Consider the following 13,189-nt stretch of genomic DNA (forward strand, 5'->3'; position numbering starts at 1 on the left):
GTTGTTGTCGAGTGGCGTCAAATAGCGGGCGCCGCCTGTGAAGGGAATCACGCATGCTCATCGCACAGCGTCCCAGTCTCGTCGAGGAGTCCCTCGAGGAGCACCGGTCCAAGTTCGTCATCGAGCCGCTGGAGCCGGGCTTCGGTTACACCATCGGCAACTCCGTGCGGCGCACGCTGCTGTCGTCCATTCCGGGCGCGGCCGTGACCTCCATCCGCATCGAGGGTGTGCTCCACGAGTTCTCGACCGTTCCCGGGGTCAAGGAAGACGTCACCGACATCATCCTGAACCTCAAGAACCTGGTCGTCTCCTCCGAGCACGACGAGCCGGTGGTCATGTACCTGCGCAAGCAGGGCCCCGGTGAGGTCACCGCCGCCGACATCGCGCCCCCGGCCGGTGTCGAGGTGCACAACCCCGACCTCCACATCGCCACGCTGAACGGCAAGGCGAAGCTGGAGATGGAGCTGACCGTCGAGCGCGGTCGCGGCTACGTCTCCGCCGCCCAGAACAAGCAGCCCGGCCAGGAGATCGGCCGTATTCCGATCGACTCCATCTACTCGCCGGTGCTCAAGGTCACCTACAAGGTCGAGGCGACGCGTGTCGAGCAGCGCACCGACTTCGACCGGCTGATCCTCGACGTCGAGACCAAGCCGTGCATGAAGCCCCGCGACGCGGTGGCCTCGGCCGGCAAGACCCTCGTCGAGCTCTTCGGCCTGGCCCGTGAGCTCAACGTCGAGGCCGAGGGCATCGACATCGGCCCGTCGCCGACCGACGCCGCCCTTGCGGCCGACCTGGCGCTGCCGATCGAGGAGCTCAACCTCACCGTCCGGTCCTACAACTGCCTCAAGCGCGAGGGCATCCACACCGTGGGCGAGCTCGTCGCGCGCAGCGAGCAGGACCTGCTGGACATCCGCAACTTCGGTGCGAAGTCCATCGAAGAGGTCAAGCAGAAGCTGCACGAGATGGGTCTCGCGCTCAAGGACAGCCCGCCCGGATTCGACCCGTCCGCTGTCGCCGGTGGCGGCTACGACGACGAGGACGGCGGCTTCATCGAGACCGAGCAGTACTGATTTTTCGCAGATAGAACGATCGTTCGATCGGCCCGACCCCGGTACCTGATACGGCCGGGGCGGGTTATCCAAAGGAGCATGTCATGCCCAAGCCCGCCAAGGGTGCACGTCTCGGTGGTTCCGCGGCGCACGAGAAGCTGATCCTGTCGAACCTGGCGACGCAGCTGTTCCAGCACGGCAAGATCAAGACCACCGAGGCCAAGGCCAAGCGCCTGCGCCCGGTGGCCGAGCGCCTGATCACCAAGGCGAAGAAGGGCGACATCCACAACCGTCGCCAGGTGCTGACCGTCGTCCGCGACAAGAGCGTCGTGCACCACCTCTTCACCGAGATCGCGGTGACCTTCGCCGAGCGTCCCGGTGGCTACACCCGGATCACCAAGATCGGTCAGCGTAAGGGTGACGCCGCTCCCATGGCCGTCATCGAGCTCGTCTCCGAGCCGCTGAACGCCGTCACCACGACCCGCAAGGCCCCCGAGCCCGCCGCCGCCCCGGCGTCGGAGCCGAAGGCCGCGGAGCTCGACGAGGTCGAGGAGACCAAGGCGTCCGCCGACGAGGCCGAGGTCACCGAGACCGAGGCCAAGAAGGACGACGAGGCCTGATCCGTCAGGTCTCACGGGTCCGGTGTCCCTTACCAGGGCGCCGGACCCGTTTCTTTTCACCGAAGGGGTTTCTCGATGCGGCTGCGGCTCGATCTGGGCTATGACGGGACCGAGTTCTCGGGATGGGCCAAGCAGCCCGGCAGGCGTACCGTCCAAGGAGAGCTGGAAGCCGCGCTGGGCCGCATCCTGCGCCTGCCCGAGCCGCCGTCTCTGACGGTGGCCGGCCGCACCGACGCGGGCGTGCACGCGCGCGGCCAGGTCGCCCACGTCGATCTCGACGACGACGTCGAGGAACCGGCCATGCTGCTGCGGCGGCTCGCGGGCGTGCTGCCCCTCGACGTGCGGGTGAACCGGGTCAGCGTCGCCCCGCCCGGCTTCGACGCCCGCTTCTCGGCGCTGTCCCGCCGGTACGGCTACCGCGTGAGCGACAACGCCGGGGGAGTCGACCCGCTGCGGCGCAAGGACGTGCTCTGGTACAACCGGCGCCTCGACCTCGGGCTGCTGAACGCCGGATCGGCGGCCCTGCTCGGCGAGCACGACTTCGCGGCCTTCTGCAAGAAGCGCGAGGGCGCGACCACGATCCGCGAGCTCCAGCGGTTGTCGTGGGAGCAGGACGACACGTTCCTGACGGCGACGGTGGTCGCCGACGCCTTCTGCCACTCGATGGTCAGGGCCCTGGTGGGTTCCCTGCTGATGGTCGGCGACGGACGCCAGCCGGTCGAATGGCCCGGCGAGGTGCTCCGGCGCGCGGTCCGCGATTCAGGCGTGCACGTCGCGCCGGCGCTCGGGCTGACGCTGGAGGAGGTGCGCTATCCGGCCGACGCCGAGCTGGCGGGCCGGGCGGCGATGACCCGCCGGGTGCGCACCCTCAGCGCCTAGCTGGTGACGCGCTTCTCGATGATCTCGGCGGTCTGGTCGCGGAAGGCGCCGCTGACCGGGCCGAGGTCCTTCTCCTTCTCGGCCGGGGTGTGGCCGTCGGCGTAGGTGGCGTAACTGAAGACGATGTAGCGCCCCCAGACCATGCCCGCCGCGTAGCCGCCGCTGATCGCCACCCGGTCGGCGCCCGAGTCGGCGTCGCCGTTGAGGCCGCGGAACCACAGGTTGCTGCCGAGGTTCTTGGTCTGGTCGACGGCCAGGGCCGCGTTCTTGGTGGGCAGCACGGCGATGCCGGTGGTGACGGCGTACTGCTTCTTGCCGTCGACGTAGGTCGCGCGCAGCACCCGGCGGCAGTCGTTCTCCGACAGGGACTGGGCGAACGCGCCGGCGGCGGCCGAGGCGCAGTCGTCGGTGATGTTGACCTTGACGCGCTTGAAGGTGCGGCCGTTCACGCTGATCTTCGCGTCGGGGAACGCCTCGCTGAGGGTCAGCTTGCGCGGGTCGGTCGTCTCGGAGTCGAGCATCGCCGCCTCGACCGTCGGGGCCGGGTCGGCCTCGCCGCCGGGGGCGGCGGGGGCGTCGGTCACCGGGGGAGCCGCGACCTCCTCGGCCGGGGTCTCCTCGCCCGCGTAGGCCAGGTAGGCCGACGTGCCGATGGCCGCGATCACGACCAGGGCGCCCCCGGCCAGCAGCACCTTCTTGGCGCCGCCGCCCTTCTTCTTGGCCGGCGCCTCGGTGATCGGCGCGGCCTCGGCCGGGCGGTAGCCCTTGGGCAGCGGCGGATGGACGATCCCCTCGGTCACCGGCGCGGCGCCCAGGCTCTCGAACCCCCGGCCCGGTGACGCCGGCGCGGCCGGCGGCACGGGGGGAGTGAAGAGGTTCTCCTGGGTCTGGTCGGGCTGAGGGTCGACCTTCTGCAACGGCATCTCCGGGTCGGTGGGGACGTCGGCGGCGGTCCCGTTCACCGCGCCGAACGATTGCGGGCTCTCCTGGACGGCCGGGTCGAACGCCTGGAAGGCCGGTTGTTCCTCGCGCGGGATCGTCGTCTCGGCGGGCTCCTCGTCGGGGATCGCGGCCGACGGCCACGGGGTGCCGGTGTCGCTGGCCCACTGCTGGGCGGGCGGCCACGTGCCCGCCTCGGGACGCTCGCCCGGGACGGTGGCCACCCCCGTGTCGGATTCGGCGGGCGCCTCGGCCGCGTGGGCGGCCGAAGGCCAGTGGCGCGGGTAGACGGGCGGGTCGTCGTGGGACTCGACCGCCTCGCCGGAGGCGGCCTGCTCCTCGCCGGGCAGGCGCGGCGGCCAGACGGCGATGTCGCCCGGCTCGCCGGGTCGCTCGCTCTCGGCGGCGGGCCACTCGGGGAGCGGCGGGAGACCGGAGGTGGTGGCGTCGGCGGGCTCCTCGACGGGCACCGAGGGCTCCGGGGCGGGCGCGGTCGACGCGGTGGGCGCGGCGGGCCAGCCCTGCCACTGCTGCGCCGGGGGCCACGAACCGGCCTTGCCGTGGTCGCGCGTCTCTTCGGTCTCGGGGTCGTACGCGGGCGGCGGCCAGGCGGCGTCGCGGTCGCGGGTCTCCTCGGTGTCGGCGGAGTAGACCGGCGGCGGCCAGGCGGACCGGGTGTCCTGGGTGTCGACGTCGGCTTCGGGCGCCTGCGGCGGCTGCCAGGCGGACCGGGAGTCGAACGTGTCCTCGGTGCCCGGATCGTAGACGGGGGCGGCCGGGACCGGCCACGGGGACCTGGGGTCGCGGGTCTCCTCGGTCTCCGGGTCGTACGCCGGAGGGGGCCACGCGGACTGGGGGGCGGGCGAGGTCTTCGGGAAGCCGAAGTGGCCCGTCGGGGGAGCCTCGGGGGTGTGCTCGGTCACCGGCGCGGGCGGCTGCCAGGAGCGGGGCGTCGGCCAGGTCGGGACCGGGTCGGCGGGCTGTCCGGCGTCTTCCGGGGCGAACCACCCCCCGGACTCGGCCGGCTCGCGCGCGGGGGCCGGGGGCCACGTCGGGGGCTCTGCGGGCCGCGCTTCGGGAGCGGGCGGCCACTCAGGCTGGGCAGGGCGGGCCGTCGATACGGCGAACCAGCCGTTGCCGGAGCCCTCGCCGGGCTGCGGGTAGTTCTCGTCACGAGCCGACTGCCCGAAACTGGGCGGGGGCACCTTGCCCTCGTGGTCGTGCTCGGAGGCGGAATCCTGGCCACGCATACCCGGAAGCGTATCGGCGCACGCGAGATCGTCGTGCCGCTATGGGCGTTTCCGCATCGTGCTAGCCGGGCCGCCCCCGCACTGACCTGGTGTCGAGCGCGGGGAACACGGTGGCGTCGGTGATGTCGACGGCTGCCTGGTATAGGCGCTTGAGCTCGGCTTTCTTCGGTTCGTGCCCGTCTTTGAACTGGAACCAGAGCAGAATCGCATAATGCCCCTGGGTCCAGCCGCCGGCGTAGGCCTCGCCGTCGCCGAGCTCCTTGGTGTGGTCGTCGTCGCCGGCCAGCGGCTTCAGGTAGTCCTTGCGCTCCTTGCCCGCCCCGGCCCCGGCGACGGTCTTGGCGGCCTTGCTGGTCTTCAGGTTGGCGACGCCGACGGTGCCGATCACGGTGCCCTTGGCGTCGTGGAAGCTGGCGCGGGCGAGCTGCGTGCAGCCGGCCGCCTTCAGGGCCTTCTGGAGCTTGTCGCCGGTGACCGCGTCCTTGCAGTCCTTCTTCTTCATGTCCCGGACGGTCATCTTGTAGGACCGGCCCTTGATCTTGAAGCGGCTGCGGCCGAAGATCTCGTTCAGGGTGAGCGGCTCGGGGTCGGTCTCGCGCGAGGCGGCGTAGCCGAACGTGCCTCCGGGGGCGACCGGGAGGCTTGGTTTGGGCGCGGCCGACGTTTCGGCGGCGGGCGGGGCGGCGGCGTCAGAGCAGCCGGTGACCAGGCCGACGACCAGGGTGGCGACCAGACCGGCGGGGACGGCGCCGGCGAACCGGCGTCTGGCGGGGGTACCCATGACCTTGAGATTAACCGCAGACCGGGTCAGGAATACCCGAAGTCCTGCGTCCACCACGGCCCGCCGGGTTCGAGGGTGACGCCGACGCCGGTCACGGTCAGCTGGCAGTTGAGGATGTTGCGCCGGTGGGAGGGGCTGTTCAGCCAGCTCTTCACCGCGTCGGCGGCGCTGCTGTAGCCCTTGGCGATGTTCTCGGCGCCGCCCAGCCGGTAGCCGGCGCGGGTCATGCGGTCCCAGGGGCTCGCGCCGTCGGGCGACTCGTGGACGAACTTCCCGGTCGCCGCCATCTCGGCGGAGTGCTGCCGGGCCGAGGACACCAGCCGGTGGTCGATGCGCAGCTTGGGGCAGCCCGCCTTGGCGCGGGCCTCGTTGACGAAGAAGACCACGTTGGCCTCGAGTTCGGCGACGTGGCCGCTGACGCGGGACGGGGTGGGGCCGGTGTCGCCGCCGGGGGAGGCCACCGACTCCTCGCCGCCCACGGGCGCGACCGGGACCAGCCCGGGACGGTGCCGGGGCGGCGGCGACGGGGTCGCCTTGGCGGCCGGCTGGTTGTCGCGCAGGTAGACCTCACTGGAGCCGTTGCCCAGCACGGTGATCCGGCCGATCACGATGCCGAGGACCAGGACCGCCAGGACGCATGCCAGAACGCCCAGCAGCGTCCCGCGTCGGGCGCTTGGCTGGGAATGCCGGTTGTGAGGGTTCTGCCACATACCGCAGCCAAATATAGGGATCCGAGAGCCTGTTGAAAATGAGAATGGAGAGACCGGATGGGTACCTGACCCGCAGATCAGGGCAGCGGAGTAAGCGCTCCGTTTTGGACCGTTGCGTTTTGCTCAACTCGGCGGCTGCGGGTATGGTGGTGGATCGTTGTGTGTGCTTCAGTCCTTCGCTGACTGAACACGGCGCGTCCGGCGTCATCTCCCGTATGTGTGGAGACGGATGGTTGTGCGTCGTGGGCCCGCGCGACCTCCGACTGTTCACCATCCGACAGAAGGCACTGCCGTGAGCACGTTCACCCCGAAGCCCAACGACGTCGATCGTCAGTGGTACGTCATCGACGCCACCGACGTCGTGCTCGGCCGGCTGGCCAGCCACGTCGCGGTCCTGCTCCGTGGCAAGCACAAGCCGATCTTCGCGAACCACGTCGACACCGGCGACTTCGTGATCATCGTCAACGCCGACAAGATCGCTCTGTCCGGCAACAAGCTGGAGCAGAAGAAGGCTTACCGCCACTCCGGTTACCCGGGCGGTCTGCGTTCGGTCACCTATGGCGAGCTGATGGAGAAGCGTCCCGACCGGGCCGTCGAGAAGGCCGTCAAGGGCATGCTGCCCAAGAACGCCCTCGGGCGGAAGATGGCCAAGAAGCTCAAGGTCTACGCCGGTCCGGAGCACCCGCACAAGGCGCAGAGCCCGGTGCCCTTCGAGATCACTCAGATCGCCCAGTAACGCCGAGCCAGGAAAGTTAAGAGGAGAACCGTGGCTGAGACCACCGGTACCGAGACGCTCGTCGAGGGCGAAGTCGAGGACTTCGCGGGCGAGGAATTCCCGTCCGAGTACACCACCGAGTCGGCTCCCGCCGCCGACGCCCCCGTGCGCAAGCCCGTCACCACGGGCAACTCGTACGGCACCGGCCGCCGCAAGGAGGCCGTGGCCCGTGTCCGGATCGTTCCGGGCACCGGCAAGTGGACCATCAACGGTCGTAGCATCGACGTCTACTTCCCGAACAAGGTCCACCAGCAGATCGTCAACGAGCCCTTCGTGGTGCTCGGCGCCGAGGAGCAGTTCGACGTCATCGCCCGCATCGACGGCGGCGGCGTGACCGGCCAGGCCGGCGCCCTGCGCATGGGCCTGTCCCGCGCGCTGGCGATCCTCGACGCGGAGACCAACCGGCCGCCGCTGAAGAAGGCCGGCTTCCTCACCCGTGACGCCCGCGCCACGGAGCGGAAGAAGTACGGCCTCAAGAAGGCCCGTAAGGCTCCGCAGTACAGCAAGCGTTAAGTTGGGCCGCCTCTTCGGCACCGACGGGGTACGTGGGGTCGCGGGTCGCGACCTCACCGCCGAGCTGGCCATGGACCTGTCCGTGGCCGCCGCGCACGTCCTGCGCGATGCCGGGAGGAGCCGCCCGCTCGCCGTCGTAGGCCGGGACCCGCGCGCTTCGGGGGAATTCCTCGAAGCCGCCGTGGTCGCCGGCCTCGCGTCGTCTGGCATGGACGTGCTCCGTCTCGGCGTGCTGCCCACCCCGGCGGTCGCTCATCTGACCCCTGAGCTGGGAGCCGACCTCGGTGTCATGCTCTCGGCCTCGCACAACCCGGCGCCCGACAACGGCATCAAGTTCCTCAACCGCCACGGCTTCAAGCTGCCCGACGCGGTGGAGAACGAGATCGAACGGCGTCTCGGGGAGAAGTGGGAACGTCCCGTCGGCGCGGCCGTGGGCCGGGTCCGGGAGGCGTACGGCGAGACCGAACGCTATGTCTCCCACGTGCTGAGCTCGCTCCCGCACCGGCTCGACGGCCTGCGGGTCGTCGTCGACTGCGCCCACGGCGCCGCCCACATGGTGGCTCCCGAGGCGCTGCTGCGCGCCGGGGCCGAGGTCGAGACGATCGGCACCGCCCCCGACGGCCTCAACATCAACGACGGCGTGGGCTCCACCCACCTGGGCCCGCTGCGTGAGGCGGTGCTCTCGCGCGGGGCCGACGTGGGCATCGCCTACGACGGCGACGCCGACCGCTGCCTCGCGGTGACCGGCGACGGCGCCGAGATCGACGGCGACCAGATCATGGCGATCCTCGCCATGGCGATGCGCGCCGAAGGCCGCCTGGCCAAGGACACGGTCGTCGCCACGGTGATGTCGAACCTGGGCTTCAAGCTGGCCATGCGCGAGGCGGGGGTGACGGTCGTCGAGACGGCCGTCGGCGACCGCTACGTGCTGGAGCGCATGCGCGAAGACGGCTTCACCTTCGGCGGCGAGCAGTCGGGCCACGTCATCATGCTCGACCACGCGACCACCGGCGACGGCCTGCTGACCTCGCTCCACCTGCTCGCGGCGGTGGCCCGGTCGGGCAAGCCGCTGGCCGAGCTGGCCTCGGTGATGACGAAGCTCCCGCAGGTCCTCGTCAACGTGAAGAACGTCGACAAGAACCGCGCGGGCGACGCCGCGCTGCTGGCGGCGGTCGCGCAGGCCGAGCTGGAGCTCGGCGACACCGGCCGGGTGCTGATCCGGCCGAGCGGCACCGAGCCGATGATCCGCGTCATGGTCGAGGCGGCCTCGCACGACCAGGCGACGGAGATGGCCGACCGGCTGGCCGAGGTCGTCCGAGTCACCTGCGGATGAACCCGGCCACCGGGGAAGGGCGGTTTCTGATCTCTCAGAAGCCGCCCTTCTGCCATGGTCCCCAGATGGCGAACGACAGGCCCTGGGACGACTGGACGTTGACGTACAGGGTGTGACCGCCCGGCCCGAACGAGGCCCCGGCGAACTCCGCGCCCCCGTCGGTGCTGATCAGCCGGGAGAAGTCGAAGATCTGGCCGCGCCGGGTGAGGCCGCGCAGGTAGTTGCCGCCGTCACCGTCCTCGCACAGGACCAGCGTGCCGTGCCTGCTGACGGTGATGTTGTCGGGCAGGTCGAGCGCCAATGACGACGGCGACTCGTAGATGAGACGCAGCCGCCCGGTGCGGGTGTCGTAGGCGAAGACCTGGCCGCGGCCCTTGCCGAACCCCGACGGGGGCGTGTCGCCCGATGCGGTCGCGCCGCCCTGGGTGGAGACGAAGTAGATCGTGTGGTCGTCGTACACGGCGCCTTCGAGGCGGGAGAACAGCGCCGCGCCCTGGTCGCGGCCCTGGTTGCCGACGTACTGGATGGCCTGGTCGTTGGTGGGCTTCGTGGTGAAGGTCGGGTCGGGGTCGTCGATGTCGACCCAGGTGGTCTCCCACGTCGAACCCGGCTTCAGCCCGACCGACAGGTCGGCGCCCGGACGTCGCTTCACGGCGAGCATCTGGAGGCGGCCGCCGTCGAGGATCCGGCCGGCCCGGCCGGGGTGCTTGGGCGGCAGGTAGCGGTAGAAGCCCGAGGGGAAGCCGAAGTTGTCCTCGGTCAGGTAGATCGCGCCGCCGTGGGGGTCGAAGGCGGCCGACTCGTGGGCGAACCGGCCCGCCTTCCTGATGGGCGTCCGGGACGCGGGCCGTTGCAGCGGCACCTCGAAGATGTAGCCGTGCTTCTGCTTGAGCAGGGTGTTGTCGGCGCCGGTGAAGTCGTTGCCGACGTCGGGCCCGTTGACGGTCTCCTCGCAGGTCACCCAGGCGCCCCACGGCATGGGGCCGCCGGAGCAGTTCATCTGGGTGCCGTTCAGCGACACGCCGGAGCTGACGACCTCGCCGAACCGGGTGACGGTGAGGGTGGCGCACCCGCCGCCGGCCGCCGGGTCGTAGGCGGCGGCCACGTCGCCGAAGGCCCCGACCGGGCCGTTGACCTCGTGGTTGCGTACCAGGATCGCGGTGCCGCGCGGACCGGCGAAGGCGGCCATGCCGTCGTGGCGGCCGGGGGTGAGGCCGCCCTGGGTGAAGGCGCTGCCGGCGGGGTTGAACGACCGGTAGGCGAAGCCCTTCGGCAGTTCGAGGCGGACCACGCCGTCGCGCAGGTCGGCGACGAGGGCCAGTGGGCCGTAGTCGGCTCCGTGGACGCGCGTGGGGTGGGCGCCGGCCGCGGCGACTCCGGCGAAGGGGCCGCCTAAGAGGGCGATCCCGGCGCTGCCGGTGATGAACGAACGTCGGTCCATGAGGGTCTCCCTGGTCACTCGTCGTTCAGGTCACATTAATCTCATTCGACCGTCACGGACTTGGCGAGATTGCGGGGCTGGTCGACGTCCAGGCCCTTGGCGCTGGCCAGTTCGCAGGCGAAGACCTGCAGGGGGACCGTGGTGACCAGCGGCTGGAGCAGCGTCGGCACGGCCGGGACGCGGATCAGGGCGTCGGCGTAGGGTTCGACGGCGGTGTCGCCGTCCTCGCAGACCACCACGGTCATCGCGCCGCGGGCGCGGATCTCCTGGATGTTGGAGACGATCTTGCCGTGCAGGGTCGGTTCGCCTTTGGGCGAGGGGACCACCACGACGACCGGCAGGCCCGGCTCGATCAGGGCGATCGGGCCGTGCTTGAGCTCCCCGGCGGCGAAGCCCTCGGCGTGCATGTACGCCAGCTCCTTGAGCTTCAGCGCGCCTTCCATGGCCACCGGGTAGCCGACGTGGCGGCCGAGGAACAACACGCAGCGCTGGTTCTTCAGCGTGCGGGCGAGTTCGCGTACCGGCTCGACCGTGGCCAGCACCGCCTCGACGTCGGCGGGGGCCTTGGAGAGGCGCGCGAGGATGCCGGCGATCTCCTCGTCGGGCAGGGTCCGGCGGCGCTGCGCCAGGTAGAGGGCCATCAGGTAGCAGGCGACCAGCTGGGTCAGGAACGCCTTGGTCGAGGCGACCGCGATCTCCGGCCCGGCGTGGGTGTAGATCACCGCGTCGGCCTCGCGCGGGATGGTCGAGCCGTTCACGTTGCAGATCGCCAGTACGGCCGAGCCCTGTTCGCGGGCGTGCCGCAGCGCCATCAGGGTGTCCATGGTCTCGCCCGACTGGGAGATCACCACGATCAGGGTTCCCGACGAGAGGATGGGGTCGCGGTAGCGGAACTCGCTGGCCAGCTCGACCTCGCAGGGCAGCCCGGCCCAGCGTTCGACGGCGTGCTTGGCGATCAGCCCGGCGTGGTAGCTGGTGCCGCAGGCCACGATGATCATCTTCTCGACCGCGCCGAGCGGGAGCCGGACCTCGTCGAGCCGCAGCCGGCCCTGCTCGTCGACCCGGCCCAGCAGCGTGTCGGCGACCGCCCGGGGCTGCTCGGCGATCTCCTTGAGCATGAAGTGGTCGTGGCCGCCCTTCTCGGCGGCCGTGGCGTCCCAGTCGACGACGAACTCGCGGCAGGAGACCGGGATGCCGTCGAAGTCGGTGATCGTGACGTCGTGGGCGCGCAGTTCGACGACCTGGTCCTGGCCCAGTTCGATGGCGCGGCGGGTGTGCGCGATGAAGGCCGACACGTCGGAGCCCAGGAAGTTCTCGCCGACGCCCCGGCCGACGACCAGCGGCGAGTTGCGGCGGGCCCCCACGACCAGGTCGGGCTCGGCGGTGTCGACCGCGAGCAGGGTGAACGCCCCCTCCAGCCGCCGGCAGACGCGCCGCATCGCCTCGGCGAGGCCCGCGCCGGTGGCCCGTTCGTCCTCGATGAGGTGGGCGACGACCTCCGTGTCGGTGTCGGAGGCCAGGATGTGGCCCTTCTCGGCCAGACCGGCCCGCAGGGCGGCGAAGTTCTCGATGATCCCGTTGTGGATGACCGCGACCTGCGCGGGACAGTCGGTGTGCGGGTGGGCGTTCTGGTCGGTCGGGGCGCCGTGGGTGGCCCAGCGGGTGTGGCCGATGCCGACGGTGGCCTCGACGAGCGGGGTCTCGGCCAGGGCGGCCCGGAGATTGGCGAGCTTCCCGGCCCGCTTCTGTACGCTCAGCTTCCCGTTGACCAGGGCGATGCCCGCCGAATCGTAGCCCCGGTACTCCAACCGGGCCAGGCCGTCGACGACGACGTCGATGGCGAGACGTGATCCCACGTATCCGACAATCCCGCACATAGTTCGCCCCCAATCACGTATGGGACAGAACATTCCATTTCACCAGTCCCGGAAACTCCATCGGCGGTCAAGATCGGGGTAGGGTTGGGCGTCGTGGCGGATCGGGACGCGTACGTCGAGCTGAGCCGGGCCCAGTGGGGTGAGCTGCGGCGCAATACGCCGATGACGCTCACCGAGGCCGAGCTCGAAGAGCTGAGGGGCGTCGACGACCCCATCGATCTGGCCGAGGTCACCGACATCTACCTGCCGCTGACCCGGCTGCTGAACCTCCACTTCACCGGGGCCCGCCAGCGCGGGGCCGCCGTCAGCACCTTCCTCGGCGACGACGCCGCGCCGCCGCCCTACATCCTGGGCATCGCCGGCAGCGTCGCGGTCGGCAAGTCGACGACGGCGCGCCTGCTGCACACCCTGCTGGCCCGCTGGCCCGAGCACCCGCGCGTCGACCTGATCACCACCGACAGCTTCCTCCACCCCAACGCGGTCCTCGCCGAGCGCGACATCATGCACCGCAAGGGCTTCCCCGAGAGCTACGACCGGCGGGCGCTGGTCAAGTTCGTGGCCGACGTGAAGCGCGGCCGGGCCGAGGTGCACGCGCCGGTCTACTCCCACCTCGAATACGACGTCGTGCCCGGGGCGCGCCAGGTGGTCAAGCGGCCCGACATCCTGATCGTGGAGGGGCTGAACGTCCTGCAGCCCGCGCCGCCGACGGCGCTGGCGGTGAACGACTACTTCGACTTCTCGATCTACGTCGACGCCCGGGTGGAAGACATCCGAGGCTGGTACGTCGACCGCTTCCACAAGCTCCGGCGCACCGCCTTCGCCGACCCGAAGTCCTACTTCAGGCACATCGCGGAGTTGTCGGAGGACGAGGCGACGGTGTTCGCCCGGAACGTGTGGCGCGACATCAACGAGCGCAACCTGGTCGAGAACATCGCCCCCACGCGGGGGCGGGCGGGGCTCATCCTGCAGAAGGGGCCCGACCACTCGATCAGGAGGATCCGGCTGCGCCGCGTCTGACGCGG

General features: G+C 70.8%; 12 protein-coding genes. 7 read left to right on the forward strand and 5 right to left on the reverse strand.

The features are described 5' to 3' along the window. Window positions 1-53: 53 nt before the first annotated feature. The 3 genes from AW274_RS14205 to truA all read left to right on the forward strand — a co-directional run bounded on the left by AW274_RS14205 (window position 54) and on the right by truA (window position 2,548). Window positions 54-1,070, forward strand: coding sequence for a DNA-directed RNA polymerase subunit alpha (locus AW274_RS14205; RefSeq protein WP_030451474.1), 1,017 nt, complete (start codon window positions 54-56; stop codon window positions 1,068-1,070). A gap of 83 nt (window positions 1,071-1,153) precedes the next feature. Beyond that, complete coding sequence (gene rplQ / locus AW274_RS14210; protein WP_062431424.1) at window positions 1,154-1,669, forward strand: 50S ribosomal protein L17; 516 nt, start codon at window positions 1,154-1,156, stop codon at window positions 1,667-1,669. A gap of 75 nt (window positions 1,670-1,744) precedes the next feature. Continuing rightward, window positions 1,745-2,548 carry a tRNA pseudouridine(38-40) synthase TruA gene (gene truA, locus AW274_RS14215; protein WP_062431425.1) on the forward strand — a complete coding sequence of 268 codons (804 nt, stop codon included), beginning with the start codon at window positions 1,745-1,747 and terminating at the stop codon, window positions 2,546-2,548. Here truA and AW274_RS14220 read toward each other — a convergent pair. From AW274_RS14220 to AW274_RS14230, 3 genes are all read right to left on the reverse strand, one after another. Next, the gene (locus tag AW274_RS14220; RefSeq protein WP_062431426.1) at window positions 2,545-4,737 is read right to left on the reverse strand and encodes a hypothetical protein; all 2,193 of its coding nucleotides are present in this window, start codon (window positions 4,735-4,737) and stop codon (window positions 2,545-2,547) included. The two genes, truA and AW274_RS14220, sit on opposite strands and share 4 nt — an antisense overlap. Before the next feature lie 61 nt (window positions 4,738-4,798). Further along, window positions 4,799-5,518: a hypothetical protein gene (locus AW274_RS14225; protein WP_062431427.1), complete on the reverse strand. Its 720-nt coding sequence runs from the start codon at window positions 5,516-5,518 to the stop codon at window positions 4,799-4,801. A 26-nt stretch (window positions 5,519-5,544) separates the two neighbouring features. Beyond that, entirely contained in the window at window positions 5,545-6,228 is a 684-nt protein-coding gene (locus AW274_RS14230) for a CAP domain-containing protein (RefSeq protein ID WP_062431428.1), read from the reverse strand. A 292-nt stretch (window positions 6,229-6,520) separates the two neighbouring features. Here AW274_RS14230 and rplM point away from each other — a divergent pair, with 292 nt between their 5' ends. From rplM to glmM, 3 genes are read left to right on the forward strand one after another with little or no spacing between them, the layout of a single operon-like run. Then, complete coding sequence (rplM, locus tag AW274_RS14235; protein WP_062431429.1) at window positions 6,521-6,964, forward strand: 50S ribosomal protein L13; 444 nt, start codon at window positions 6,521-6,523, stop codon at window positions 6,962-6,964. Between the two features lie 30 nt (window positions 6,965-6,994). Beyond that, window positions 6,995-7,516: a 30S ribosomal protein S9 gene (gene rpsI, locus AW274_RS14240; RefSeq protein ID WP_062431430.1), complete on the forward strand. Its 522-nt coding sequence runs from the start codon at window positions 6,995-6,997 to the stop codon at window positions 7,514-7,516. Window position 7,517: 1 nt separating this feature from the next. Beyond that, window positions 7,518-8,849, forward strand: coding sequence for a phosphoglucosamine mutase (gene glmM, locus AW274_RS14245; protein ID WP_083974136.1), 1,332 nt, complete (start codon window positions 7,518-7,520; stop codon window positions 8,847-8,849). A 34-nt stretch (window positions 8,850-8,883) separates the two neighbouring features. Here glmM and AW274_RS14250 read toward each other — a convergent pair whose 3' ends face one another. Together AW274_RS14250 and glmS are read right to left on the reverse strand one after the other, a co-directional pair. Further along, entirely contained in the window at window positions 8,884-10,290 is a 1,407-nt protein-coding gene (locus AW274_RS14250) for a PhoX family protein (RefSeq protein WP_062432020.1), read from the reverse strand. 41 nt (window positions 10,291-10,331) lie between these two features. After that, a complete protein-coding gene (glmS, locus tag AW274_RS14255; RefSeq protein WP_439648761.1) occupies window positions 10,332-12,200 on the reverse strand; it encodes a glutamine--fructose-6-phosphate transaminase (isomerizing) in 1,869 nt (622 codons plus the stop codon). 60 nt (window positions 12,201-12,260) lie between these two features. On the opposite strand from glmS, the gene coaA reads away from it, so the two are divergent. Continuing rightward, a complete protein-coding gene (gene coaA, locus AW274_RS14260; protein ID WP_083974294.1) occupies window positions 12,261-13,184 on the forward strand; it encodes a type I pantothenate kinase in 924 nt (307 codons plus the stop codon). The last annotated feature ends 5 nt before the right edge of the window (window positions 13,185-13,189 follow it).

This window comes from Herbidospora daliensis (assembly GCF_001570585.1).
Classification (GTDB): domain Bacteria; phylum Actinomycetota; class Actinomycetes; order Streptosporangiales; family Streptosporangiaceae; genus Herbidospora; species Herbidospora daliensis.